The sequence below is a fragment of the Adlercreutzia sp. CNCM I-6207 genome, assembly GCF_977072305.1.
In genome coordinates, this window is sequence record NZ_CDRVLZ010000001.1 from 48161 (window position 1) to 74086 (window position 25926).

22 protein-coding genes are annotated in these 25926 nt (G+C 62.9%); 18 read left to right on the forward strand and 4 right to left on the reverse strand.

Going from position 1 to position 25926, the window contains the following annotated elements; genetic code table 11:
• The first annotated feature begins 9 nt into the window (after positions 1-9).
• The 7 genes from ACW4QM_RS00200 (at position 10) to htpG (ending at position 7540) form a co-directional block, all read left to right on the forward strand.
• Positions 10-792: a TorD/DmsD family molecular chaperone gene (locus ACW4QM_RS00200; RefSeq protein ID WP_114548969.1), complete on the forward strand. Its 783-nt coding sequence runs from the start codon at positions 10-12 to the stop codon at positions 790-792.
• A complete protein-coding gene (locus ACW4QM_RS00205; RefSeq protein WP_022739212.1) occupies positions 789-1415 on the forward strand; it encodes a 4Fe-4S dicluster domain-containing protein in 627 nt (208 codons plus the stop codon). Before ACW4QM_RS00200 ends, ACW4QM_RS00205 begins: the two co-directional genes overlap by 4 nt.
• 4 nt (positions 1416-1419) lie before the next feature.
• Positions 1420-2289 (forward strand): 4Fe-4S binding protein, encoded by an 870-nt coding sequence (locus ACW4QM_RS00210; RefSeq protein ID WP_022739216.1) that lies wholly within the window; start codon positions 1420-1422, stop codon positions 2287-2289.
• A 174-nt stretch (positions 2290-2463) separates the two neighbouring features.
• The gene (locus ACW4QM_RS00215; RefSeq protein ID WP_455798079.1) at positions 2464-4176 is read left to right on the forward strand and encodes a helix-turn-helix transcriptional regulator; all 1713 of its coding nucleotides are present in this window, start codon (positions 2464-2466) and stop codon (positions 4174-4176) included.
• Between the two features lie 98 nt (positions 4177-4274).
• Complete coding sequence (locus ACW4QM_RS00220) at positions 4275-4574, forward strand: hypothetical protein (protein ID WP_144079455.1); 300 nt, start codon at positions 4275-4277, stop codon at positions 4572-4574.
• On the forward strand, positions 4558-5004 hold the full coding sequence (locus ACW4QM_RS00225) for a type II toxin-antitoxin system VapC family toxin (RefSeq protein WP_418994568.1): 447 nt from the start codon (positions 4558-4560) through the stop codon (positions 5002-5004). Before ACW4QM_RS00220 ends, ACW4QM_RS00225 begins: the two co-directional genes overlap by 17 nt.
• Before the next feature lie 547 nt (positions 5005-5551).
• Positions 5552-7540, forward strand: a complete 1989-nt coding sequence (gene htpG / locus ACW4QM_RS00230) for a molecular chaperone HtpG (RefSeq protein WP_302012164.1) — start codon at positions 5552-5554, stop codon at positions 7538-7540.
• A gap of 256 nt (positions 7541-7796) precedes the next feature.
• On the opposite strand, the gene ACW4QM_RS00235 is transcribed toward htpG, so the two are convergent.
• The 3 genes from ACW4QM_RS00235 to mihF form a co-directional block, all read right to left on the reverse strand.
• Positions 7797-8243: a hypothetical protein gene (locus tag ACW4QM_RS00235; protein ID WP_302223591.1), complete on the reverse strand. Its 447-nt coding sequence runs from the start codon at positions 8241-8243 to the stop codon at positions 7797-7799.
• 183 nt (positions 8244-8426) lie between these two features.
• A complete protein-coding gene (locus ACW4QM_RS00240) occupies positions 8427-9341 on the reverse strand; it encodes a TrmH family RNA methyltransferase (protein ID WP_455798080.1) in 915 nt (304 codons plus the stop codon).
• A 71-nt stretch (positions 9342-9412) separates the two neighbouring features.
• On the reverse strand, positions 9413-9721 hold the full coding sequence (mihF, locus tag ACW4QM_RS00245) for an integration host factor, actinobacterial type (RefSeq protein WP_022739229.1): 309 nt from the start codon (positions 9719-9721) through the stop codon (positions 9413-9415).
• Positions 9722-10074: 353 nt separating this feature from the next.
• Here mihF and mazG point away from each other — a divergent pair, with 353 nt between their 5' ends.
• Complete coding sequence (gene mazG, locus ACW4QM_RS00250; RefSeq protein WP_443613278.1) at positions 10075-10962, forward strand: nucleoside triphosphate pyrophosphohydrolase; 888 nt, start codon at positions 10075-10077, stop codon at positions 10960-10962.
• A 40-nt stretch (positions 10963-11002) separates the two neighbouring features.
• Here the strand turns inward: mazG and ACW4QM_RS00255 are convergent, their stop codons facing one another.
• A complete protein-coding gene (locus tag ACW4QM_RS00255; protein ID WP_455798081.1) occupies positions 11003-12631 on the reverse strand; it encodes an amidohydrolase in 1629 nt (542 codons plus the stop codon).
• 742 nt (positions 12632-13373) lie between these two features.
• Between ACW4QM_RS00255 and arcA the strand changes: the two genes are divergently transcribed.
• The 10 genes from arcA to ACW4QM_RS00305 all read left to right on the forward strand — a co-directional run bounded on the left by arcA (position 13374) and on the right by ACW4QM_RS00305 (position 25814).
• Positions 13374-14597, forward strand: coding sequence for an arginine deiminase (gene arcA / locus ACW4QM_RS00260; RefSeq protein WP_455798082.1), 1224 nt, complete (start codon positions 13374-13376; stop codon positions 14595-14597).
• Positions 14598-14755: 158 nt separating this feature from the next.
• Positions 14756-15754, forward strand: a complete 999-nt coding sequence (gene argF / locus ACW4QM_RS00265; RefSeq protein WP_114548652.1) for an ornithine carbamoyltransferase — start codon at positions 14756-14758, stop codon at positions 15752-15754.
• Between the two features lie 247 nt (positions 15755-16001).
• A complete protein-coding gene (gene arcC, locus ACW4QM_RS00270) occupies positions 16002-16958 on the forward strand; it encodes a carbamate kinase (protein WP_417179580.1) in 957 nt (318 codons plus the stop codon).
• A gap of 303 nt (positions 16959-17261) precedes the next feature.
• Entirely contained in the window at positions 17262-18407 is a 1146-nt protein-coding gene (locus ACW4QM_RS00275) for an amidinotransferase (protein WP_022739237.1), read from the forward strand.
• Positions 18408-18666: 259 nt separating this feature from the next.
• The gene (locus ACW4QM_RS00280) at positions 18667-19782 is read left to right on the forward strand and encodes a DMT family transporter (RefSeq protein WP_114548655.1); all 1116 of its coding nucleotides are present in this window, start codon (positions 18667-18669) and stop codon (positions 19780-19782) included.
• A 42-nt stretch (positions 19783-19824) separates the two neighbouring features.
• Positions 19825-20385 (forward strand): hypothetical protein, encoded by a 561-nt coding sequence (locus ACW4QM_RS00285; protein WP_302012175.1) that lies wholly within the window; start codon positions 19825-19827, stop codon positions 20383-20385.
• 259 nt (positions 20386-20644) lie between these two features.
• The gene (locus tag ACW4QM_RS00290) at positions 20645-21982 is read left to right on the forward strand and encodes an MFS transporter (protein WP_302012177.1); all 1338 of its coding nucleotides are present in this window, start codon (positions 20645-20647) and stop codon (positions 21980-21982) included.
• A 199-nt stretch (positions 21983-22181) separates the two neighbouring features.
• Positions 22182-22763 carry a TetR/AcrR family transcriptional regulator gene (locus ACW4QM_RS00295; RefSeq protein WP_455798083.1) on the forward strand — a complete coding sequence of 194 codons (582 nt, stop codon included), beginning with the start codon at positions 22182-22184 and terminating at the stop codon, positions 22761-22763.
• Between the two features lie 265 nt (positions 22764-23028).
• Positions 23029-24174 (forward strand): serine/threonine protein kinase, encoded by a 1146-nt coding sequence (locus ACW4QM_RS00300; RefSeq protein ID WP_114539333.1) that lies wholly within the window; start codon positions 23029-23031, stop codon positions 24172-24174.
• A 281-nt stretch (positions 24175-24455) separates the two neighbouring features.
• Positions 24456-25814, forward strand: coding sequence for an MFS transporter (locus tag ACW4QM_RS00305; protein ID WP_302223472.1), 1359 nt, complete (start codon positions 24456-24458; stop codon positions 25812-25814).
• Positions 25815-25926: the final 112 nt, after the last annotated feature.

Consider the following 25926-nt stretch of genomic DNA (forward strand, 5'->3'; position numbering starts at 1 on the left):
AGTTGCCCTATGGACCAGACCAACCGCATCGCCCTCGACGGGGCTGCCATCCAGGAAATGCGCGAGGCCAATGAGACGCGCGCCGCCTTCTGCCGATTCCTTGCCAGCTTGTACCTGTACGAGCTCACCGACGAGCAGATCGAGGCATTCGCCCATATCGAGATTGCCGGCGATGGCACGGCCATCGACGAGGGGCTGCGCGCCATCAAGGAGTATCTTCGCCATCGCCACGGCGGCACCCGCCAGGAGCTGGCCGTCGACTACGCGCGCGTGTTCCTCGGCGCCGGCAGCTACGACCGCATTCTGGCGCCGCCCTACGAGTCGGTGTTCACGAGCGAGGAGCGCATCCTCATGCAGGATGCCCGCGACGGCGCGGTGACCTACTACCGGCGGGGCGGCCTCGATCTGCCTGCCGACAACACGACCCCCGAAGACCATCTCGGCTTCGAGCTGCAGTTCGCCGCAGTCCTCGCGGACCGCGCGAACGAGGCCCTTGACGGGGATGACGCGGTGTCGCTGGCGGACGCGGTGTCGCTGGCCCGCAGCTTCTTCGTGCACCATCAGCAGAACTGGCTGCCGGCTCTGTGCGAGGCCGTGGACGAGTTCGCCGAGACCGATTTCTACCGCGGCGTCGCCCAGATGACGCGCGGGTACGTGGAATCGGAGGCGGCCTTCTTCGACGAGGTCGCCGCGGCGCTCTCCCTCGGTGCCGCAGTGGATGAGATTCGCCCGGCCTGGGATGGCGCCTGCGAGGGCACTCCATCCGCCGCGGAAGGCGCGGTGGCGTCATGACCGCCATGACGCGCCGCAGCTTCGTCGGCCTGGCAGCGGTCTGCGCCGTGGGCGCGGGCGTGGGCGGGGCCGGCGTGGCCTTTGCGGGGGAGGGCGAGCTGTTGCGTCCGCCGGGCGGCCAGGACGAGCGCGCCCTTGCGGCCGCCTGCCTCAAGTGCGATCGCTGCCGCAGCGCTTGCCCCACGGGAGCAGTGGCCGTGGCCTCGGTGGGCGACGGCTTTCTGCGGGCGCGCACGCCGGTGCTCGACTTCCACAAGGGCTACTGCGATTTTTGCGGCAAGTGCATCGAGGTGTGCCCCACCGGCGCGCTGAGATCCTTCGACGAGACGGCCGAGAAGCTGGGCGTGGCGGTGGTGCAGAAGGACCGCTGCCTGTCCTATTTCCAGGGCTGCACGGTCTGCGAGGACTCCTGCGCCTTCGACGCGCTGGCCTTCGTCGACGGCCATCCGGTGGTGGACGGCGACGCGTGCAACGGCTGCGGCCAGTGCGAGTTCGAGTGCACGGCGCTCGTGTACGGGACCTTTGCCGGCGGTACGCGGCGGGGCATCGTGGTGGTGCCTCCCGAGGCAGCCGGCCAGCTCGGGCGCACGGTGGTGGAAGACGGCAGCGAGATGGGGGTGTAGGCCCATGAAGTTGAAGACGAAGCGCACTATAGCCGCCGTCGGCCTTTTGGGCCTGGTCGGCGTGGGACTCGCCGTGCATACGGGCACGGGAACGCCGTCGGCCTGGGGCATTGGCGACATCGCCGCCATCTGCCCGTTGGGGGCCGTTGAGGCTGCCATCGCCTCGCGCACCATCGTGCCGCCGCTGCTGATCGGCCTGGTCATCGTTGCGGTTCTCGTGGCCCTGGCGGGTCGTGCCTTCTGCGCTTGGGGCTGTCCCGTGCCCTTGCTGCGCCGGGTCTTCGGCATCAAGGAGCGGAAGGCCGACAAGCCGACGCCGGCCGAGCGCGACGGGGCCAACGACTCGCGCAACTGGGTGCTCGGGGCCACGGTGCTCACCACGGCCGCCTTCGGGTTCCCGGTGTTCTGCCTCATCTGCCCCGTGGGCCTTTCCGTGGCCACCTTCATCGCCCTTTGGCGCCTGCTCCAGTTCAGCGAGGCGACGCTGTCGCTCGTGGTGTTCCCCGTCATCCTCGTGGCGGAGATCGTGCTCTTGCGAAAATGGTGCCACCGCTTCTGCCCCCTGGGCGCCCTGCTGGGCCTCATGGCGCGGTTGAACCGCACGTTCCGTCCGACGGTGGCCGCCGAGTCCTGCCTGCATTGCTCGGGCGCCAGCTGCTCGCGGTGCGCCGACGTGTGCCCCGAGGGGATTGACCTGCATCATCCCGAAGCGTCGGTTTCCCTGGCGGAGTGCACCAAGTGCGGCGAGTGCAGGGACGCCTGCCCGGCCCATGCCATCAGCTTCCCGCTCTTGGCACGCACGGAGAAGGCCGGGCTGCCCGTCGCCTCGGCGGCGCAAGAGGCCGATGAGGATGCCGTGGGCGCTGAGGGCTAGGAGAGGGGCGGAGGGAGCCGATTCAGCCGCCGTGAGAATTCGAACAGGGGGAATGTTGTGCCAATAGCCGAGGGTATACAATATGAGCCGTGGAACGAATGGGACGGCGACGCCCGTTCTTCAGTTGACAGTGCGGCCTTGGGGACGGCGGGCCGCCGATTATGGGGGAAGCGCATGCTCAAGCGGTTCGGTGATAATCAGGAGGCGTTCGCGTCCAACAGCGAGTTGGCGCCGACCCGCCTCGGCATGACCATAGAGGAGCAGTGGCCCGCCCTTAAGCTGGTGGGCTTCGGCTTTTACTACGCGTGGATCTGGGTGTCGTACAACAGCAACGTGCTCGTGTTCCCCTCCGCCGCCTCCGACTTGCCCCCTGACACCATTTCCCTCACCTATCTGGTCTCGACGCTTGTCCTGGGCGTCGCCCTCGTCCTGCTCTCGCTCGTGCGTCCTCTCACGCGGCGGCTCGTGGGCAGCAACCTGCTCCTCATTGCGGTGGCGGTGGTGGTGGGCGCGGCCACGGTGGGCACCTACGCATCGTCCAGCCTGGGCGCCGATGCGAACCTCTACCTTATCGTGAGCGCTGCACTGACCGGCGCGGGCACGTCGGTCATCGTGCTGAGGTTCGGCGTCGTCTACTCGAAGGCGCCGGCGCGCGAGGCTGCCATGTACACGGCGGCGTCCTTCGTGTTCGCCGCCATGATCTACTTCATGGCCGTGGGGCTGCCTGATCCGGTGGGCATGGTGTTCACGGCCCTTCTTCCCGTTCTGGCCGTGGTCTCCACGCTGACTAATCCCGAATGGTCGGATGAGGGCGAGGGCGGACGCCCCGAGGGCCCGGTTCCCCTGCGGAGGTTCTTCGTGAGGCTGCTCGTGGCCGTGGCGGTCTTCTCCGTCGTGGTGGGCGTCTCGCGCGGGTTTTCCGTGCCCCATTCCTCCATCAGCTCGCTGAACGCCGACGGCGCGCTCATCATCTTCAGCACTGCGGTAGTGGCCGGGGTGCTGTTCGTGGTGGTGGGGCTGCTGCGCCGCCAGTTCGATGTGAGCCGCCTGTACTATCCCATCATCATTGCCGTGGCGGCCGGCATTCTCGTGACACCCCTCCTGGGCGGAACGGGTTTCGGCAGCCAGTTCATTACGGTGGCCTACAACTGCTTCGTGCTGGTGATCTGGTGTCTGCTGGCCTATGTGGCCTACTCGTCGCGGCTTTCCCCGATATTGGTGTTCGGCTTGGGCCGCGGGGCCTCGGCTTTGGGGACGACCTTCGGTTGGCTGGCGGGTTTGGAAATCGTGCGCAGCCAGGGCGACGGCAGCTTGTCCTTGGAGGTTATCTCGGTGGCCATGGTCTTCGCGCTTTTGGTAGTCTCCATGCTGGTGCTGAACGACCGCCTGATCGGCGACGCGCTGCGTCCGGAAGAGCGCCCGTCGGGTAGGGCGGCCGGAATGGCGGCTGAGGGCCTGTCAACACTGGGGGCGTCTGCCGAGGGGGTGTCTGCAGAAGGAGTGGGCTCCGTCGGATGTGGGACGGCTCACAATTGCAGCGACGCGGCGGATGGCGGCGAAGGCGACGGAGATGATGCGGTAGAGCCTAGAGGAGCCGGCGGGGCTGGCGTTGCTCTTCCCGATAGCGGCCCGGGCGATGTTGCGCTGGGAGAGCGTCGGCCAGGTCACTACCGGATGCGCTGCGATGCGGTGGCCGAGCGCTACGGGCTCTCGCCCCGGGAGCGCGACGTGTTCGATCTTCTCGTGCGCGGCCGCTCCATCGACTACATCGCCCAGAACCTCACCATCTCCTTCAACACGGCGAAGTCCCACATTCGCCATATCTACGTGAAAGCCGACGTCCACTCTCGCCAGGAGCTCATCGACCTCATCGACCGCGAGCGCTAGATGCTGGGCCTTAGGGAGCTTGCGATTAGATCCCCTCTGCCCTTGACCGTCTCCCATCGAATATGTTATACGTATAACATATTCGATGGGAGGTTGTTATGGCAGAAAGTGTTCTTGTGAGTGCGCGGGTTCCGCAGGCGAAGAAAGATGCCTCGAAGGGCGTGCTGGCTTCTCTGGGGGCGAACACGTCCGATCTTATCAACAGTGCTTTCGACTATCTTCTTGAGAGACGGGAGCTGCCGACGACTGCTCCTTCTTCTCGGCCGAGCCGGGAGGAGTTAGATGCCTTTCTGGCCGCTTCGACACTCGATGTCGATTGGAGGGGAGAGGCGCCCGATGGCGATTATCGCGCTCTTGTGAGGGATGGAAAGCGAGGGCGCTATGAATCTCTTGCTTGATACCAATGTGCTCATCGACTACCTGGGCCGCAAGGAGCCGTTTTTCCTCTCAGCTCAGAAAGTAGTCATCGCCGGGTTCTTTGGTGATGCTCGGCTGTGGGTTCCTTCCCAGTCTGTCGTCGATGCCTTCTACGTCCTGAGCCGCTATGTTGATTCGGCGCGGCTGCAGGCGGCGATTCTGAAAGCTCTCACGGTGATTGAGCCGGTAGATCTTACGGGCGCCTCCCTTGAGAGAGCGGCGCGTCTCGGCTGGGACGACCTCGAGGATTGCCTGATTGCCCTTGCCGCCGAGAGGGTGGGGGCCGACTATCTCATCACTCGCGACGCCAAGGGATTCGCGCGATCAACGGTTCCGGCGGTGTCCCCGGATGCGTGGCTTAACATCATGCGCGAAGAGCACAGCCTCGACTACGGCGAGGTTCAGCTTTAGGACGGGGGCTATAGTTGTCGAAGCTATTTTGCACACACTGTGTGCAAAATAGAGCTGGTTGGGGGCACATCCATTGGTGTGAGTGAGTACCGTCTGGGCGATGAACTGCCTGCGGCCTACGCCAGCGTGCTCCCATCGCCTGAGGACTTGGTGGCCCGGATTTAGGGGGAACTGATAGCGATGTTGCACAGGGAGCGGAAGGCGATCTCCCCTGTTTGCTCGAAGCGCTTGTAGGAGGCGAACGCCACTATCAAAATGAGGTTTCAATTTTGATAGGATGCTCCCTTGTCTTTCCTCTCAAAATTGAAACCTCATTTTGAGAGGCTTCCCTCGTCCAAACTTAAAGAAAACTTGATAGGTATTGACTTAGGTTTCCTTCTGCGTAGAATGTGGTGTTGGCACTCGATAAGGGAGACTGCTAACGCTTTTGTCGCCGCCGGTCAACGACTGACGTACAGACCGAACGCACCGCGAGATACCGCCGGCGCGCGACCTACACTGAGGCGGTTATGCGTCTTCCGACCCTAGGCAAGAAGGACAAGAACCTATGCGCAAGTTCAAGACAGAGAGCAAGAAGCTGCTCGACCTCATGATTAACTCCATCTACACCAACCGCGAGATTTTCCTGCGCGAGCTCATCTCCAACGCGTCGGATGCCGTGGACAAGCTGTACTTCCGCAGCCTCACCGACCCCGAGGTGGCCGTGGGCCGCGACGACTTGGCCATCACGGTGGGCTTTTCCGCCGACGAGCGCACCGTCACCGTGTCCGACAACGGCATCGGCATGACCAAAGACGAGCTGGACAAGAACCTGGGCACCATCGCCCATTCCGATTCCTTCGAGTTCAAGGCCGCCCAGGCCGAGGCCGCTGCCGATTCCGAGCCCGGCGAGGCGAAGGGGCTCGACGACCTCACCGACGTGGACATCATCGGCCAGTTCGGCGTCGGCTTCTACTCCGCCTTCATGGTGGGCAAGAAGGTGCGCGTCGTCTCCCGCGCCATCGGAAGCGACGAGGCCTGGGCCTGGGAATCCGACGGCATCGACGGCTACGACATCAAGCCGGCCGAGCGTGCCGAGCACGGCACCGACGTCATCGTGTACCTGAAGGACGACACCGCCGACGAGTCCTTCGGCACCTTCGCCAGCGAGCACGGGCTCACCCAGCTCATCAAGCGCTACAGCAACTACGTGCGCTATCCCATCAAGATGGAAGTGACGAAGAGTCGCAAGGTTGAGGCGCCCGAGCCGGCTGAGGGCGAGGAACCGGCCGCGCCGACGTGGGAGAGCTACACCGAGGTGGAGACCATCAACTCCATGATCCCCATCTGGAAGCGCAAGAAGTCCGAGGTCTCCCAGGAGGAGTACGACGAGTTCTACAAGACCGACTTCCACGACTTCGAAAACCCGGCCCGTACTATTTCCGTGCACGCGGAAGGGTCGCTCAACTACGACGCCCTCATGTTCGTGCCGAGCCGCGCGCCGTGGGATATGTATTCGAAGGACTACAAGCGCGGGCTTGCCCTGTACTCCTCCAACGTGCTCATCATGGACAAGTGCGAGGAGCTTCTGCCCGACTACTTCGGCTTCGTGCGCGGTGTGGTTGACTCCTCCGACCTCACGCTGAACATCTCCCGCGAGACGCTGCAGCACAACGGACAATTGCGCGCCATCGCCCGCCGCCTCGAGAAGAAGATCAAGGCCGACCTGGCCAATATGCGCGACGATGACCGCGAGGCCTACGAGAAGTTCTTCGAGCAGTTCGGCCGCACGCTGAAGTTCGGTATCTACCAGAGCTACGGGATGGCCAAGGACACGCTCGGCGACCTGCTTCTGTTCTACTCCGCCAAGGAGCAGAAGATGATCACCCTGGACGAGTACCTGGCCGCGGCTCCCGCCGGCGCCGATTCCATCTTCTACGCCGCGGGCGATTCGCTGGAGCGTTTGGCCGCCATGCCGCTCGTGACCACGGTTTTGGCCAAGGGCTACGACGTGCTGCTGTGCGACCAGGACGTGGACGAGTTCTGCATGATGGCCATGGGCACCTACGGTGAGCACGCGGTGGATGGCGACGAGGAGAACAAGCAGCCCTACTTCATCAAGAACGTGGGCTCCGAGGACTTGGGACTTACCACCGATGAAGAAAAGAAGGAGGCCGAGGAGGCCACCGAGAGCAACGCTGAGCTCTTCGACGTGATGCGCGAGGCGCTGGGCGAAAAGGTGGAGCGCGTGGTTGTTTCCACCCGCCTTACCGATGCGCCGGCTGTGGTCACGAGCGAGGGCGGTGTGTCGCTGGCCATGGTGCAGGTGCTGAAGAGCCAGCCCGGTGCCGAGGGGCTGCCCGATTTGCACCTCGTGCTGGAGATGAACGCCAAGCACCCGGTGTTCGAAGCCCTGCGCGCGGCCCATGAGGCCGGCGACGACGACAAGGTGCGCACCTACGCCGGCATCCTGTTCGACCAGGCGCTCCTCGTGGAAGGCGTCATGCCCGACAACCCGCTCGCCTTCGCCCAGGCCGTGAGCGAGCTGATGAAGTAGCGAAGTCGATGCTCGGCGCCGCTGAACTGAAACAACTCGAGACTCCCTCCTCTCTCTTGGAAAGGATCGCCTTCGCGCGATCCTTTCCCGGTTTCGGAGCAAGAATTTCGAGTTGTTAGATGTCGAGGGTTCGGCTTGCGGAGTACCTTAGCGCCGCACCATCCGAACAAGGCTCCATTTTAGCGAATAACGTTGATTTTATCGGGCATTGGGCAGGTAAGGCGAAGGAAATGGGTCGAAGGCGCTTTCCGAATGTCTAACAACTCGAAATTTCGGTCTTTTGCCGGAGGGCAGATTGTTTTACGCGCCTTTCAAGCAGAAGCAAGAATCCCCACGAGGCGCTCATCAGGAGCAGGGCCGCCCCGTCGAAGGTGATGAACAGGTCGACGCTGCTGGCGAGGAGATCGTGGCCGACGGGCAGGGTGGCGCGGATGAGCGACTCGCCGACTAGCCCCACGATTTGCTGAGCCAGCACGACGCCGGCCAAGGCGCGATGGCGGCATGGTTGCCAGATGACCGGCGGGTAGGTGCAGTTCCACATGAGGAAGGCGATGCCGATGCCCTGGGTGGCCACGCGCCCCGGAACGCCGGCGAGCTCGTAGGCGCTCATGTAGGCTTCAGGTGTGAGCGCGAACCCCAGGGCGCACTGCACGTTCACGACGAACACGAAGGCGAAACAGAGGCGCACGACCCAGGTAGCCACGGTGACCCTTCGCGGCACTTTTTGCAGACTTGCGCTGTCCTTGCCGATCTTCCTGTTTGTCGCGCTCTGGTCGGTGGGGTCGCTGTTCAACTGCGAATCGTTTTGGGCGATGGGGGTGCTTGCTTTCCCTGTGTTGTCTTGAACGGGGGCCGCCGAACGAGGATTGAAGGATCTCATTGTGCCCTACCTCCCTAGCTGGCTCAGCTGCCGGAAGGCGTAGAAGGCCACGGCGCTGGAAGCGGCCACGTTCAGGGAGTCGACGCCGTGGGCCATGGGGATGCGCACGGTGTAATCGCACCGCGCAATGGTGGCGGGGGAGAGCCCCTCGCCCTCGGTGCCGAACAGCAGCGCCAGCTTCGCGAGCGCGCCGCCGGCGGCCTCGCGCTCGGTCAGGCGCGCGTTCAGCTCGTCGGGGGTCATCGAGTCGTCGGAGAGCGCCATGGCGGCGCAGGTGAAGCCGTGCTCGTGCAGCTCGGCGATGCCCTCATCGCTCCAGGTGCCGCAGCCGGGGCGGTTCGGTACGTCTGCGTCGCCGATGCGGGTCCACGGCACTTGGAAGACTGTGCCCATGGAAACGCGCACGGCCCGGCGGTACAGCGGGTCGTAGCAGGCGGGGCTGACGAGTACGGCGTCTACTCCGAGGGCGGCCGCGCTGCGGAAGATGGCCCCCACGTTCGTGTGGTTCGTGATGTCCTCCAGCACCGCTACCAGGCGCGCCTCGCGCAGCACGTCGGCAACGGGCGGAAGCGCGGGGCGTCGGAAGGCCCCCAGGGCGCCGCGCGTCAGCTCGAAGCCGGTGAGCCGCTCGAGCTCGTCATGGGGCGCCATGAACACCGGCAGCCCCTCGCCGCTGGTCTGCTCGCTCGTGCGCTTTTCCATTCGCTCGATAAGCGGCGCCATGGAGGGCAGCCACTTCTCTTCCATGAGAAGCGAGATCGGTTCCATACCGCCTTCGAAGGCACGCTCGATCACCTTCTGCGACTCGGCGATGAACAGCGCCCGCTCCGGCTCCAGCTTGCTGCGCAGCTGAGCCTCGGTCAGCCGCGCGAACGCATCGAGCCGTGGGTCTTCCAATGTGTCTACATAGATAAGGGGCATGCCGGTTCCTTCCAAAACAAAAGCGCCCGTCTATTATAGGCGGGCGCTTGCAAGATTGCCTCGGTTGAGACTTAGGAAAGGGCGGCCTTCAGGGCGGCCATCTGGTTGGAGCCGAGGCCCTGCAGACGACGCTCGGCCGGAATGCCCAGTTCCTCCATGAGCTTCTCGGTCTTCACCTTGCCGAAGCCGGGCAGGGCGTTCACGAAAGCCTTGACCTTCATGCGGCCGATGATCGGGTCGTCGATCTGATCGAGAACCTCGGCCGGGGTGGTGAGACCCATGGCGAGCTTGTTGGTGATCTCGGAGCGCTTGGCGCGAACGACGCGAGCCTTCTCGAGGGCGGCGGCGCGCTGCTCAGGGGTCATGGTAGGTGCGGGCATATCACTTCTCTTTCTCTAGTCGGTGCCCTTCTAACAGGGCCTTCACTCGAAGAACGCTGGTACCAGAAGGCTTCGGTACCAGCGTTTCTCCGTTTTTAGCTACACGATCATAATAGAAAACCGCAGGTTGTACACCCCTTTTCCCGCTAATGTCGCGTTTTTGCAGAAAAATGTGCGCTTTTAAGGCTCCGAAATGGGGATTTGGTGACGAAATAGCTCGAATGCGGCTGCTCAAGCTTCTTGAGAAACTGCGAAAAAGGGGAGGGAAGGCGCTGCTCGAAGACGTTGGAGGGGCGCGCGAAAGCAGGAGCGCTATAATGCTGCGGAAACCTGCAATCGAAGGGAGCAATACTGTGACTGAGAAGCTGGTAGCCGAGGTGCAGCCGACCGAGCACCCCGCCTTCAACGAGTTCGTGGCCACCATCGAGGCGCTGCGTTCGCCGGACGGGTGCCCCTGGGACAAGGAGCAGACCCACAAGAGCATCTCCGGCAACATGGTGGAAGAGGCCTACGAGGCCGTGGATGCCATCGAGGCCGACGACGTGCCGCACATGCGCGAAGAGCTCGGCGACGTGCTGCTTCAGGTGGTGCTGCAGTCGCAGATTGCCGCGGATGCCGGCGAGTTCACCATCGACGACGTGTGCCGCGACGTGAACGCGAAGATCGTGCGCCGGCATCCCCATGTGTTCGGTGACGTGGTGGCAGGCGACGCCAACGAGGTGCTGGACGTATGGGATCAGATAAAGATGGCCGAGAAGGAGTCCGCCGACGCTGCGGCCGACGCGCCCCAGGGGCTGCTCGACGGCGTGCCGAAGAGCTTCCCGGCGCTGAAACAGGCGCAGAAGATCTCGCGGAAGGCGGCCTCGGCCGGTTTCGAGTGGGAAACGGTGGACGACGTGTGGGCCAAGGTGGACGAGGAGGTCGCCGAGCTTAAGGCCGCCTACGCCGCCGCGCCGAAGTCGTCCAATGGCAAGGTGGATGCCGCGGCCGATCCCGCGGCCGCGGCAGCGGTGGAGCTGGAGATGGGCGACGTGCTGTTCTCGCTCGTGAACGTAGCCCGCAAGATGGGCGTCCAGGCCGAGGAGGCCCTGCGCGCCACCTGCGGCAAGTTCCGTACCCGCTGGGCCTTCATGGAAGGCGCCGCCGCCGGCCAGGGCCGTCGCGTGGAAGACCTCTCCATGGAGGAAATGGAAGAGCTCTGGCAGCTCTCGAAGGCCCTGGAGGGCGATGGCCTAGGCTAAAATACGGAATCGGCGCATTTTAGCCTAAAGAGGCGTGATCTTATCGCTCGTACGCCTTCTTGCCGGCGACGTAGGTGGCTTGTACCTTTGCCTGCTGCAGGTCGTCGGGAGCCAGCTTGAAGGGGTTGGGGGAGAGTACCGTTATGTCGGCGAACATGCCCGGGGCCAGCTGTCCCAGTTCGTCGGCGCGCTGGGCGGCGGCGGCGCTGCCGGCGGTGTAGGCGCGCAGGGCCTCGGCCAGAGTGATGCGCTCCTCGGGCAGCCAGCCCCCAAGCGGCTCGTGGGTATCGGCGTCGCGGCGGGTGACGGCGGTGTAGACAGCGTCGATGGGATCGATATCGGTAACGGGGGAGTCGGTGCCGAAGGCCAGGGTGGCGCCGGAATCCAAAAGCGTGCGGAAGGGCCACATATAAGGGACGCGCTCGGGCCCCAAATCGCGCTCCGGGCCGCCGGGATCCAGGGTGATGTGGCGGGGCTGCACGCTGGCGATGATGTCTGCCCGCGCAAGTCGCGCGATGTCGTTGGGTTGGAAGTTCTCCAAATGCTCGATGGCGTGATGGGCGGGGGCGGGGGCGGGGTGCGCTTCGAAGATGTCGAGGCAGCGGTGGATGGCCTCGTCGCCGATGGCGTGGATGCGCACGGGCGACCCTTCGGCCGCGGCCGGGGCCACGAGCGCCTCCATCACTTCGGCGCCCACGGTGGGGCGCCCGCAGTCGCCCTCGAAGCGAGCGTTGGTGTAGGGGTCGTGAACCCAGGCGGTGTGCTGGCTGGAAACGCCATCGAAGAACTGCTTGAAGCCCCGAGCCGAAAGGAGCGGCCCCGTGTGGGCAGCCTGCAGGGCGGCCAGACGGCTGCGGTCTTCCAAGAGCGTGGGGAACATGGACACGCGCACGGTGAGCTCGCCGGCCTCTTCCAAGGCGCCGAACAGGTCGTCCCGCACGAAATCGAGGCCGGGCATGGCCATGAGCGACACGTCGCACACCCCCGTGATGCCGTGCTCGTTCAAGTACCGCTCGAAGGAGCGGTAGGCGTCCAGCAGCTCCTCGCGCGAGAACTCCGCCACGATGCGCGGCATGAGCTCCATGGCCGCTGCCTCGCGCACGATGCCCGTAAGGCGCCCGTCGGCATCTTTGTCATAGCTGCCACCGGCGGGCGGCTCGCTCTCCTCCGTGATGCCCAGGCGTTCCAGCGCGCAGCTGTTCAGCCACAGCGTGTGGGCGTCCCCGGAGTACATGGCCACGGGACGTGTGGGGTAGGCCGCATCCAGTGACGCGCGGCTCGGCATGCCGGCGGGATTCCACAGGTAGTCGCGCCAGCCTTGGGTAAGCAGCCATGAGTCGGCAGGACGCCGGGCAGCCAGAGGCGCCAGCCGCGCCACGGCATCGGCCTCGTTTTCGCCCACGAAGCGCTCGGCCAGAGGGGAGAGGTACAGCGCGGAATGGAAGTAATGAAGGTGGGCGTCGTGAAAGCCCGGCATGATAAGGGCGTCGCCGTAATCGATGACTTCAGTAGCGTCGCCGCGCAGAGCTTCGGGCATGGTTTCGAGGGGCCCGGCCCAGAGAATGCGGTCGCCCCCGATGGCCACGGCCCCCGGTGCGGGCTCGTCGGAAGCACCCGTGAACAAGGCAGTGGTAACGAGGATTCGATCGGCAGGGCAGTAAGTTGCCATGGTACGTCTCCTTCCGAAGGCGAGCGACGGAGCGGCCGGCCGACCCGTGAAGGGCAGCCTGGTTTTCAGATGCAGTATACGTCATGAAGTAAAATTGTTCATCTGCACTACGAAATTTGTAGTTGTGGACTGGAAAAAGATGAAAGCAAGAGCTTTGAGATGATGCATGCTCTGCTAGTTGACAAGTTGAATCATAATGTCAATAAGAGTGCATAAGAGATGAACCAATTTGGAAACACGCAATTTAACTGGTGAAATAATTAAAAAGAGATCGTCTTCTAAGCTTGAGTGAACTCAAGAGGATGGCAGCGCTATCTTGTGCATTCGTGAAATTTGATTGAATCCCTAAACGATTGGAACTTTTTTATTGCATGTGAACAAAAATGATGATACTTTAGGGCCATCGACGAATTGTGACCTCGGCTGTAACTGTTAAGGCGCCGAAAATGAAACACCGTCGATGCGCGAGGAAGGTATCCGATGCAGAAGCTTCGGGTCGCACGCTTGACCTGGGGCGAAGGAGGCGTAGCAAGGGGCGTTTACTAAGGGTGTAAGGTTGGCAGAGGGTTGGTAATGACAAGTTAAACCCTCATCTAATACCGCTTTACCTCTTCCCCCTGGCTCGGATTCTGAGACATTGGGTGCATCCATCGCGCCGACCGCGATGGGCTGAGGGCTGAAACGCGCCCGCAGCTTCTCAACTATGATGGCGGATCTCAAAACCGCCGGATTGGAGAGTCACATGCAAGGAGTAAACGTCAAGAGCGAGATCGGCAACCTCAAGAAGGTTATCCTTCATCGCCCGGGGAACGAGCTTTTGAACCTCACCCCGAACACGCTGGAGGAGCTGCTGTTCGACGACATCCCGTTCTTGGAGGTCGCTCAGGCCGAGCACGACGCCTTCGCGGGCATTCTGCGCGAGGAGGGCGTGGAGGTCGTCTATCTGGAGGACCTTATGGCCGAGGCCCTGGACACCGACCCGGCCCTGCGCGAGAAGTTCCTCGACCAGTGGATCTACGAGGCGGGCATCCGCACCGACCTGTACACCCAGATCATCAAGGATTACATCAATAGCGAGTACGCCGGCACCAAGGACATGGTCATGAAGACCATGGCGGGCATCAACCTGCAGGAGCTGCCGCAGCAGCACACCAACCTGCTCGTGGACATGGTGTCCGACCGCACGAAGCTCGTGTGCGCCCCGATGCCGAACCTGTACTTCACCCGCGATCCGTTCGCGATGATCGGCAACGGCGTGTCCATCAACCGCATGTACTCGGTGACGCGCAACCGCGAGACCATCTACGGCGACTACATCTTCAAGTATCATCCGGACTTCGCCGGCACGCCGACCTACTACGATCGCAACGACACCTTCCACATCGAGGGCGGCGACATCCTGAACATCAACGAGCATGTGCTGGCCATCGGCATCTCCCAGCGCACCGAGCCCGACGCCATCGACGCCATCGCCCACAACGTGTTCAATGACGAGACCTCGACCATCGACACGATTCTGGCCTTCAACATCCCGTCCTCCCGCGCCTTCATGCACCTGGACACGGTGTTCACCCAGATCGACTACGACAAGTTCACCATCCATCCCGGCATCATGGGTCCGCTCACCGTGTTCGAGATCACCCCGGACGGCAAGGGTGGCACGAAGATCCGCGAGCGCAACGAGGATCTCGAGAAGGTGCTCTCCGAGTACGTCGGCCAGGCCGTGAAGCTCATTCCCTGCGGTGGCGGCGACCGCATCGCGGCCGAGCGCGAGCAGTGGAACGACGGCTCCAACACCCTGTGCGTGCGCCCCGGCACCGTGGTGGTGTACCAGCGCAACAACGTCACCAACGACGTGCTGTACAAGCAGGGCATCAACTGCCTGGAGATGCCCTCGGCCGAGCTCTCCCGCGGTCGTGGCGGCCCGCGCTGCATGTCCATGCCGGCCTGGCGCGAGGCCCTGTAAGCCGCAAGGCGCCCGCTCCGCCAAGGAGCGCTCTTTCGTCCGTCTTTTCCGGCCCAGTCTAGCCAGCCAGCGCTGGGCCGTAAAAGAGGCGCGGGTTCCCCGGTTCTCGGGGGCCCCGCGCGATACAAATGTCTCTTTCAAGGGAAAGGAAACAGAACATGCCTATCAATCTCAGCGGTCGTCCGTTCCTCCGCCTGCTCGACTTCTCCACCGAGGAGATCGAGTACCTGCTGAAGCTCTCCAAGAACTTCAAGGATCTCAAGCGCACCGGCACCCCGCACCGCTACCTCGAGGGCAAGAACATCGTGCTGCTGTTCCAGAAGACCTCCACGCGCACCCGCTGCGCCTTCGAGGTCGGCGCCATGGATCTCGGCATGGGCGTGACCTACCTTGATCCCGGTTCCTCCCAGATGGGCAAGAAGGAGTCCATCGAGGACACCGCCCGCGTGCTCGGCCGCTTCTACGACGGCATCGAGTTCCGCGGCTTCGCCCAGACCGACGTGGAGGATCTGGCCGAGAACGCCGGCGTGCCCGTGTGGAACGGCCTGACCACCGAGTGGCATCCCACCCAGATGCTCGCCGACATCCTCACCGTGCAGGAGAACTTCAACTACGACATCAAGGGCAAGACCCTCGTGTTCATGGGCGACGCCGCCAACAACGTGGCCCGCTCGCTGATGGTCGTGTGCTCCAAGCTCGGCATGAACTTCGTGGCCTGCGGCCCGAAGGAGAACATGCCCGACGCCGAGCTCGTGAAGACCTGCGAGGCCATCGCCGCCGAGAACGGCTGCACCGTGAAGTGCACCGACGACGTGAAGGACGCCTGCACCGGCGCCGACGTCATCTACACCGACGTGTGGGTGTCCATGGGCGAGCCCGACGAGGTGTGGGCCGAGCGCATCAAGCATCTCGAGAAGTTCCGCGTGACCAAGGAAGTCATGGCCATGGCCAACGAGGGCGCCATCTTCCTGCACTGCCTGCCGGCCTTCCACGACACCAACACCACCATCGGCGCCGACATCGCCGAGCGCTTCGGCGTCACCGAGATGGAGGTCGAGGACGAGGTGTTCGAGTCCCGCGCTTCCAAGGTGTTCGATGAGGCCGAGAACCGCATGCACACCATCAAGGCCGTCATGTACGCCACCCTCTGCGGCTAATCTGCCCAGAACATGCTTTATCGGGGCGAGTGAGAGCGCTCGCCCCTGCTGGAAGTAGTGGGCGGGGACAAGCGCTCCGCCCCTACGATTTGACAACGGAATGCTTCTGCGCGGCGTCGTCATCGCCCTGAAACCTAGAATCACATCCGTTGCATGTTATGTTCCGTTTGGAACCGCAGTCTCGTCTCTCTTACATGCAACCTAGAAGCGAGATTGGCTGGTTCACCGAAAGATTGAGGTGAAATCTATGGCTTACGAAAAGGGCAACGGCAAGACCGCTGTCATCGCCCTGGGCGGCAACGCCCTCGGCAACACCCCGCAGGAGCAGCTCGAGCTCGTGCGGAACACCGCCAAGCACATCGTGGACATGATCCAGGACGGCACCAACGTCGTCGTCTCCCACGGCAACGGCCCGCAGGTCGGCATGATCAACAACGCCTTCGCCTACGCGGCGGCCAACGACGACAAGACCCCGGACATGCCCTTCCCCGAGGCCGGCGCCATGTCCCAGGGCTACATCGGCTACCAGCTGTCCCAGGCCATCCTGAACGACCTGAAGTCCCGCGACATCATGCGCTCGACCGCCTGCATCGTGACCCAGACCGTCGTCGACGAGGACGACCCCGCGTTCCAGAACCCCACCAAGCCCGTGGGCGCGTTCATGGACGAGGAGACCGCCAAGGCCAAGGCCGAGGCCATGGGCATCACCGTCAAGGAGGACGCCGGCCGCGGCTGGCGCCAGGTGGTCGCCTCCCCGATCCCCAAGCGCATCGTGGAGTTCGACGCCGTGCGCGACCTGGTGGAGGACGGCTACGTGGTCGTGTCCACCGGCGGCGGCGGGGTGCCGGTCTTCGAGACCGAGAACGGCTACGTCGGGACCCCCGCGGTCATCGACAAGGACCGCTCCAGCGCCCTCATGGCCGCCGAGCTCGGTGCCGACATGCTGATCATCCTGACCGCCGTGGAGAAGGTGTGCATCAACTTCAACACGCCCGAGCAGGAGCAGATCTCCGAGATGACCGTGTCCCAGGCCCGCGAGTACATCGCCCAGGGCCAGTTCGCCCCCGGCTCGATGCTCCCGAAGGTCGAGGCCTGCATCGAGTACGTCGAGGCCTACCCCGAGGGCAAGGCGCTCATCACGTCGCTCGAGTGCGCGGCCGCCGGCCTGCGCGGCGAGACGGGCACCGTCATCGTCGCCGACTAGGCACCGATGCGCAACCTGTCAGGGGGAGTGCGATAGGCGCCCCTTGACATTAACTTAATGTATTAAAAGAGCGCGTTCTCCGCGAAGGTGGAGAACGCGCTCTTCCTATTCTGCTCGTATGCACAACAGGTCAACAAAAAAAATAGTTGCTCAACTGGGAAATTTTTTCTTGCAGGTGAACAAAAATGGTGCTATATTGAACCCATCGATAAAGCCGACCGATCAGCTCATCGGTTTTGTCGATAGTAATTATTCCTCATCGTCGCGAGCACGGTTAGGGCGTGCTCAAGAAAGGAATGAACCATGGCTAAAATCGTCAGCTCTTGGAACGACTGGGATCCGCTGAAGCGCGTCATCGTCGGCCGCTGCGACAACTCCGTCATCCCGCCGGAGGAGCCCGCCACCTCTGAGAAGGTGCCCGTCGATTCCGAGATGCGCGGCATGTGGGGCCTCCGTCCGCTGGAGACCGTCGAGCGCGGCAACGAGTGCCTCGAGAACCTCGTGAAGATCCTCGAGGACCGCGGCGTCGTCGTTGACCGCCCGACCCCGCTGCAGTGGAACCAGGCCATCGGCACGCCGGACTTCCGCAACGACTCCATGATGACCTGCATGCCTCCGCGCGACATCCTGCTGACCATCGGCAACGAGATCATGGCCGCCGCCAACTCCTTCCGCTGCCGCTACTTTGAGTACCTGGCCTACTGGCCCCTCATGGAGGAGTACTTCGAGCAGGATCCCGACTTCAAGTGGACCCAGGCCCCCCGTCCCCGCCTGACCGACCGCTCCTACAAGCACAACTACTACGACGAGAAGATCACCCTTGAGGAGCGCCTGGTGCGCACCGCCAACAAGGACTTCGTGACCACCGAGGTCGAGCCGATGTGGGACGCCGCCGACGTGATGCGCATGGGCAAGGACCTGTTCATCCAGCACGGCCTGACCACCAACCGCGCCGCCATGGACTGGTTCCAGCGCTACTACCCCGAGTACCGCGTGCACGCCGTGAACTTCCCCGGCGACCCCTACCCGATCCACATCGACGCGACCTTCGTGCCGCTGCGCCCGGGCCTGATCATCAACAACCCGCACCGCCCGCTGCCCGAGCCGCAGCGCGCCATCTTCGAGGCCAACGACTGGCAGATCGTCGAGGCCGCCCAGCCCGCGCACACCGAGCCGCCGGCGCTGTGCTACTCCTCCGTGTGGCTGTCCATGAACTGCCTGGTCCTCGACCCGAAGACCGTCATCGTGGAGGCCTCCGAGGTGCATCAGCAGGAGCAGATGGACAAGCTGGGCATGAACGTCATCCCCTGCGACCTGCGCGACGCCTACCCGTTCGGCGGCGGCCTGCACTGCTCCACCGCCGACGTCTACCGCGAGGGCGAGTGCCTCGACTACTTCCCGAACCGCGTCGAGGATCCCACCCTCGTGCGCCCCGAGATGTGGAAGTAAGCACGACGCTTATCGTGGGCTCCTGGGCTCGAAAAGCAGCCTGAGAGCTAGAATCGCCGATCAGCAGCTAAGGGCAGCTGCCTGAGAAGCACAAGTTAGAAAAGAAAGGGGAACAGGTTTCAACGCAAAGGCGCGGCCTGTTCCCTTTCTTTGTTTCACGGAACTAAGGGCATGTTCCGTGTCCGGGGCGCCTCTCTTAAGGGCGAGGGGACGTTCCATTCAACCTATCTCACCTCAGAGGAAAGAAAAAGGAGGGATTATGGCACAGGAAAACACCAACGCCACCGAGGGCTATCAGATGAAGACCGGGTGGGGTACCATTGCCATGCTCATCTCTGCAACCGGCATGGGCCTCGTGCCCCTGTTCAGCCGCTGGGCCACGCGAACGGATATGTTCGATGGCACCATGGGCCTGAACGCCGGCGACTCCATTGGCGCTCTCATGGCCTGCGGCCGCATGGGCATGGGCGTGCTGTTCTTCGTCATCCTGATGGTCGCCACCCACAAGGTGAAGACCTTCAAGGAGCTCAAGCTCACTCCCGCCATCGCTCTCGGCGGTTTGATGATTGGTATGTCCTTGGCATGCTACGTGACCTCGACGCTGCTCACGACCGTTGCCAATGCCGTACTGTTCATCTACACCGGCCCGGTGATCTGCGTGTTGGCGGCCCGCATCTTCCGCAAGGAGCCCATGAGCGGCCTGCAGTGGATCTGCCTGCTCGTCGTGTTCATCGGCATGTTGTTCGGCGAGGGTCTGCTCGGCTTCGGCGTGGGCGGTCAGGTCTTTGGCCTTGATTTCAGCCTCGAGACCTCGACGCCCGAGTTCCCGCAGAAGGGCGTGGGCGACGCCTTCGGCCTTCTGTCTGGCCTGTTCTACGGCCTGTCGATGTTCTTCAACGGCTACCGCAAGGACGCCGACACCACGGCCCGCGGCGTGTGGAACTTCATCTTCGCCGTGCTGGGCGCCGGCCTCATCACCATCATCCTGAACTCCCTGGGCTCTCAGCCCGGCATGGAGAACTGGGCGCTGTCCGTGCACTTCACCACCTTCAACTGGATCGGTGCGGTGCTGCTGTGGATCATCTGCGGTCCTATCGCTCTGGGCTTTCTCTTGGTCGCCGGCCGCAACCTGCCGGCTGCTGACTACGGTACCATCGCCTACTGGGAGGTGCCCGTGGCCATCTTCGTGGGCCTGGTCGTCTTCGGCGAGGCGCTGACCGTGAACACCATCATCGGTGGTCTCATGATCATCGCCGGTGGCGCCATCCCGTCCGTCAAGGGCATGGTGGCCGAGCGCAAAGCGAAGCAGCAGCAGGAGATCGCCGAGAACCTCACCGCCCGCATTGCCGAGCAAGAGGACATCGAGGGTCTGTAAGCAGCGCGTCAGAAATGACTGCCGTATAGGAAGAGGCTTCTTATGAAGATGACTAAGAACCTGACGCACATCGCCTCGTCGGTGGAGTTCGAGCCCGCGATGACCGAAGAGCAGCTGGAGGCTGTGTTCGCTCAGAACGGCGTGGCCGGCTTCCCCGCTGAGCTCGACATCGCCGAGCGCACCGAGGAGCATGTGCAGATGGTGTCGCTGGAGAAGTTCATCGCCTTCGCCAAGGCGTCCGGGCTCTCTGCCGTCACCTACGACGTGACCTATTTCCCCCATGCCGACGAGGCCGAGGTGGAGTACCAGCTCAAGCAGCTGGCCCGCGACCTCGAGATCAGCGTGGAAGTAATCCGCGATGTGTGCGCCGACGAGATCGCCGAGTACCTCAAGCTCGATGCCGAGCGCGATGCCTCGCTTCCCGTGCACAGCATCGTGGAGTGCTACACCGGGGGCACCGCCTTCGCGTGGTATGGCATGAATCCGTATCCGCGTCTGAAGCGCGTGGTGCTCTCCAAGCTGGCTGCCGGCGGCAAGAAGGCCGAGAAGGCGTTCGTGCTGCGTGCCAGCAAGGCCCAAGTTGACTACATGGGCGACTACTAGGATGTAACTGGGGCCGTGCGAAGCTCTCGCGCGGCCTCGGCGCATTAAGGGCGCGCACGGCCCAAAAGGTGCGGCACGTGTGCTGGCTGGCACGAGGTGTAACCTCCCGACCCCGGGATGTGCCAGCTTGCACGAAGATGGGGAGGTTCGCGCATCTGCGAGACACGGATGCCGGGCCTCCCTCGTTTCTAAAGGGGGTGTTTCCCGATGCGGAAAACACAAAATAAAAAGGGGTTCGGAAAGGATCTGGGTGATTTCCATGGCGTCTAGCGAAACAGTGGTTGCAGTCCAGCGCGATAGCGAGGAACACGCGACACTGAGGCGCGTGGCGGTCTCCTCCTTCCTCGGGAACTTCATTGAATGGTTCGACTACGCGTCCTATTCCTACTTCGCGACGGTCATCGCGCTCGTGCTCATGCCTCCGGGCGATCCCACGGTGGCGCTGCTGGAGACCTTCGGCGTGTTCGCGTTGTCCTTCCTCATGCGTCCGGTGGGTGCCTTCTTCTGGGGGCACATGGGCGACAAGAAGGGCCGCAAGTGGGCGCTGGCCACCTCCATCCTCATGATGTCGGCGGCCACTTTCGTGATCGGCCTTCTGCCCACCTTCGAGGCCGTGGGCATCCTGGCGCCGATCCTGCTTCTGTGCCTGCGCATGGTGCAGTCGTTCTCGGCTTCCGGTGAGTACGCCGGCGCGGCCACCTTCCTGGCCGAGTACGCGCCGTCCAACCACCGCGGCCTGTACTGCTCGCTCGTGCCCGCCTCGACGGCCACGGGCCTGCTCATCGGCTCCGCGCTCGCCACGTTCATGTTCATGACCTGGGGCCACGACTCGTCCTTCGTGACCGAGTGGGGCTGGCGCATCCCGTTCCTTCTGGCGGGTCCCCTCGGACTCATCACGCACTACATTCGTACTCGCGTGTCCGACTCGCCGGTGTACCAGGAGATGCAGGAGAAGCTGGAGGCGAAGGGCGAGTCCGACGACAAACCCATCAAGCTTCTGCTCACCAAGCACCTGCGGCCTCTGCTCGTGTCCTTCGGCGCTTGCATGCTGAACGCCGTGGGTTTCTACGCCGTGCTCACCTACCTGCCCAACTACCTGCAGGACACCGTGGGCTACGACGCCGGCTCCTCGTCGCTCATCACGACGATCTGCCTGGTGGCCTACATCGCCTTCATCTTCCTTTCGGGCCGCATCTCCGACAAGGTGGGCCGCAAGAAGATGCTCATCATCGCCTGCGTGGGTTTCATCGTGTTTACGGTGCCGGCGTTCTACCTGTTGAACTCGCAGAACTTCGCGATCATCCTGATCGTGGAGCTCGTCATGTGCCTTCTGCTCACCATCAACGACGGCACGTTGTCGAGCTATCTGTCCGAGACGTTCCCCACCGAGGTGCGCTACTCCGGGTTCGCGCTGTCCTTTAACTTCGCCAACGCCATCTTCGGCGGCTCGGCGTCGTTTATCTCCATCGCCCTCATCGAGGCGACGGGCAACGCCATTGCGCCGGCCTGGTACATGGTGGCCATCTCTGTAGTCGCGTTCATCGCCATGTGCATGACCCACGACAACTCCAAGAAGAAGCTGACCGAGATCCAGTAGTCGGGAAGCGACAATTTCTGCGGCAGCCGGGCGATCGGGGAGGGTCGCCTGGCTGCCGCTTGCTTGTGCACTTGCACAATGAAGCGAAACTTTGATGGCACTCCAAATATTTCCAGAAAATAACTCTCATCTGGGGTTTCATTGTTGGGCATTTTCTGGTAGAGTCACGCCAAGTAATCAATAAGGAAGCGAGTCTCTCATGACTAAGCCGTTGTCCAAGCCCAAATCCCTGAAAGCTCAGATTACGCGAACCTCGCTGGTGCTGGCTGCGGCCGCCCTGCTTCGCGAGCGTGGTCCCGAGGCCGTTACCTACCGCAAAGTGGCAGAATGGGCCGGTGCGGCCTCTTCTTCGGTCGGTTACTACTTCGATTCCGTTACCGAGCTTCTCTACGAGGCCGGCTGCTACAACATTGAACTGTGGATCGCGCGCGCCGAGAAGGTGGCCCAGGCGGCTGACGCCCTCGATCCCGAGGAATGCCGCGAGCGCTTGGTCGACCTTCTGCTGGAGGCCTGCCTTCCCGATGACACGGTTTCCATGCCCTCCCATTACGCTCAGCTCATCGCCGCCTCCGAGGCCCCCGTCGTTACCGAGGCCTACCGCAAGGGTCGCGAGGCGCTGGACGCGGCCGTGAACCGCATTCTTGTTCGCGCCGGTGTCAGTCTGACGCCGTCGCTAGTGGTCGCCCTGGTGGACGGGGGAGCGGTCAAGGCCATTTCCGAAGGGTACGACGTGCGCGAGATCGCGCGCATGCTGCTGGATTCCGCCGTCGCGCTCGGCTAGGGCGGCATCTTCCGCTCGGCAAGAACAGCGTCTCGCGCTCAGCTACGGCAGCAACTCCGCTCGGCTAGAGCAGCATCCCTATTTCTTGATGACCGAAGCACTTGCACAAAAAGGCCTTAACCCAGTGATTGACGAGATGACAATGATTTTTTGGGAAATTGAAAACTTTCTTCGGTAAAAGGGTTTTGTGCACGTGCAAAAAATGATATAGTGCCCCTAGTCTCAAAAGAGACGGAAGAGTGCCTATGAGATAGGAGCACATGTTATGGCAAAGATCGTCAGCTCTTGGAACGACTGGGATCCGCTGAAGCGCGTCATCGTCGGCCGCTGCGACAACTCCGTCATCCCGCCGGAGGAGCCCGCCACCTCTGAGAAGGTGCCGGTTGACTCCGAGATGCGCGGCATGTGGGGCCTGCGTCCCTCCGACACCGTGGCTCGCGGCAACGAGTGCCTCGAGAACCTCGTGAAGATCCTCGAGGACCGCGGCGTCGTCGTCGACCGCCCGACGCCTCTGCAGTGGAACCAGGCCATCGGCACCCCGGACTTCCGCAACGACTCCATGATGACCTGCATGCCTCCGCGCGACATCCTGCTGACCATCGGCAACGAGATCATGGCCGCCGCCAACTCCTTCCGCTGCCGCTACTATGAGTATCTCGCCTACTGGCCGCTCATGGAGGAGTACTTCGAGCAGGATCCCGACTTCAAGTGGACCCAGGCCCCCCGCCCGCGCCTGACCGACCGCTCCTACAAGCACAACTACTACGACGAGAAGATCTCCCTGGAGGAGCGTCTCGAGCGTACGGCTGCTAAGGACTTCGTGACCACCGAGGTCGAGCCGATGTGGGACGCCGCCGACGTGATGCGCATGGGCAAGGACCTGTTCATCCAGCACGGCCTGACCACCAACCGCGCCGCCATGGACTGGTTCCAGCGCTACTACCCCGAGTACCGCGTGCACGCCGTGAACTTCCCCGGCGACCCCTACCCGATCCACATCGACGCGACCTTCGTGCCGCTGCGCCCGGGCCTGATCATCAACAACCCGCACCGCCCGCTGCCCGAGCCGCAGCGCGCCATCTTCGAGGCCAACGACTGGCAGATCGTCGAGGCCGCCCAGCCCGCGCACACCGAGCCGCCGGCGCTGTGCTACTCCTCCGTGTGGCTGTCCATGAACTGCCTGGTCCTCGACCCGAAGACCGTCATCGTGGAGGCCTCCGAGGTCTACCAGCAGGAGCAGATGGACAAGCTGGGCATGAACGTCATCCCCTGCGACCTGCGCGACGCCTACCCGTTCGGCGGCGGCCTGCACTGCTCCACCGCCGACGTCTACCGCGAGGGCGAGTGCCTCGACTACTTCCCGAACCGCGTCGAGGATCCCACCCTCGTGCGCCCCGAGATGTGGAAGTAAGCATTTCGCATCAGCCTACGGCATCTGTGCAAGGAGCCCGCATCGTGCGGGCTCCTTTTTTGCGCGTCCTCGTTGTCATAAGTTGGATCAAGCTCCCTTCTTTTTCGGCAAGATTCCAGGTCAAAATGGAAAAAGCGGATTTGTGCGACTAACTATTTTGCTAATCCCGCCTGCATAAATTGATTCCTATGGTAAGGTAAACGCTTAAGTCAGGGCCTTATTGAAAGGAGAAGCCATGACCGGAACTTTTACAACGGAGCGCTTGGGGTTGGGTGATTACCATGGCATCTAGCACTAAGGAAGCGGTACGGCCGGCAACGACGTACGCTGAGGCGACCGAAGCAGAGAAACATGCCGTCCTGCGCAAGGTGACGGGGTCTTCCTTCCTCGGTAACTTCATCGAATGGTTCGACTACGCAAGTTATTCGTATCTGGCCACGGTTATCGCCATGGTGTTCTTCCCCGCGGAAGACCACGCGGTGGCAGTGATGAGCACGTTCGGCGTGTTCGCGCTCTCGTTCCTCGTGCGCCCCATCGGCGCGATTTTCTGGGGCAACATGGGCGACAAGAAGGGTCGCAAGTGGGCCCTGTCGGTATCTATTCTCCTCATGAGCGGCGCTACGTTCCTGATCGGATGCTTGCCCGGCTATGCCGTTATCGGCGTGGGCGCGCCGCTGCTGCTTCTGCTGCTGCGCATGGTGCAGTCGTTCTCGGCGGCAGGCGAGTACGCTGGCGCTGCCACCTTCATCGCGGAGTACGCGCCGCACAATCATCGCGGGTTCTACTGCTCGATGGTGCCCGCCTCCACGGCAACAGGCCTGCTCGTGGGCTCGCTTCTGGCCACGTTCATGTTCTCCGTCTGGGGAGCCGACTCGGCCTTCGTCGTCGATTGGGGCTGGCGCATCCCGTTCTGGCTGGCGCTTCCCTTGGGCTACATCACCCATTACATCCGTACCCATCTCGAGGATTCCCCGGTATATGCCCAAATGCAGGAGCGCATGAAGGAAATGGGCGAGAAGGTGGAGCATCCCATCCGCACGCTGTTCACCAAGCATCTCAAGGTGCTGCTCATCTCGTTCGGCGCCTGCGTGCTGAATGCCGTGGGATTCTATGCGGTGCTCACGTACCTCCCGAACTACTTGGAGACGACGCTGAACTACCCGCCGAGCGACGCGTCGACCATCACCACCATCGTGCTCGTCGTCTACATCGCCTTCATCTTCCTATCCGGCCGCATCTCCGACAAGGTGGGCCGCAAGAAGATGCTCATCGGCGCCTGCGTGGGCTTCATCGTGTTCACGGTTCCGGCGTTCATGCTGCTCGGCACGATGAATTTCTGGATCATTCTGATCGTCGAGCTGTTCATGTGCCTTCTGCTCACCATCAACGACGGCACGCTGGCCAGCTATCTCACCGAGACGTTCCCGACCGATGTGCGCTACTCCGGCTTTGCCCTCTCGTTCAATCTGGCGAACGCCATCTTCGGCGGCTCGGCCTCGTTCATCTCGTTCTGGTTGATCGACCTCACGGGCAACGCCATCGCGCCGGCCTGGTACATGGTGGCCATCGCAGTTGTCGCGTTCATCGCCATGTGCATGACCCACGACCATTCCGGCAAGAAGCTGGACGACGTGAAGTAAGCTTGTGCTGCCTTGCAGCGACAAACGAAGGGCCTCCTGCGGGAGGCCCTTCGTTTGTGGCCGTGGATGCCGTGCGGCTGCGCAGCCGTGCCGCTGTGCCGCTGAGACGTGC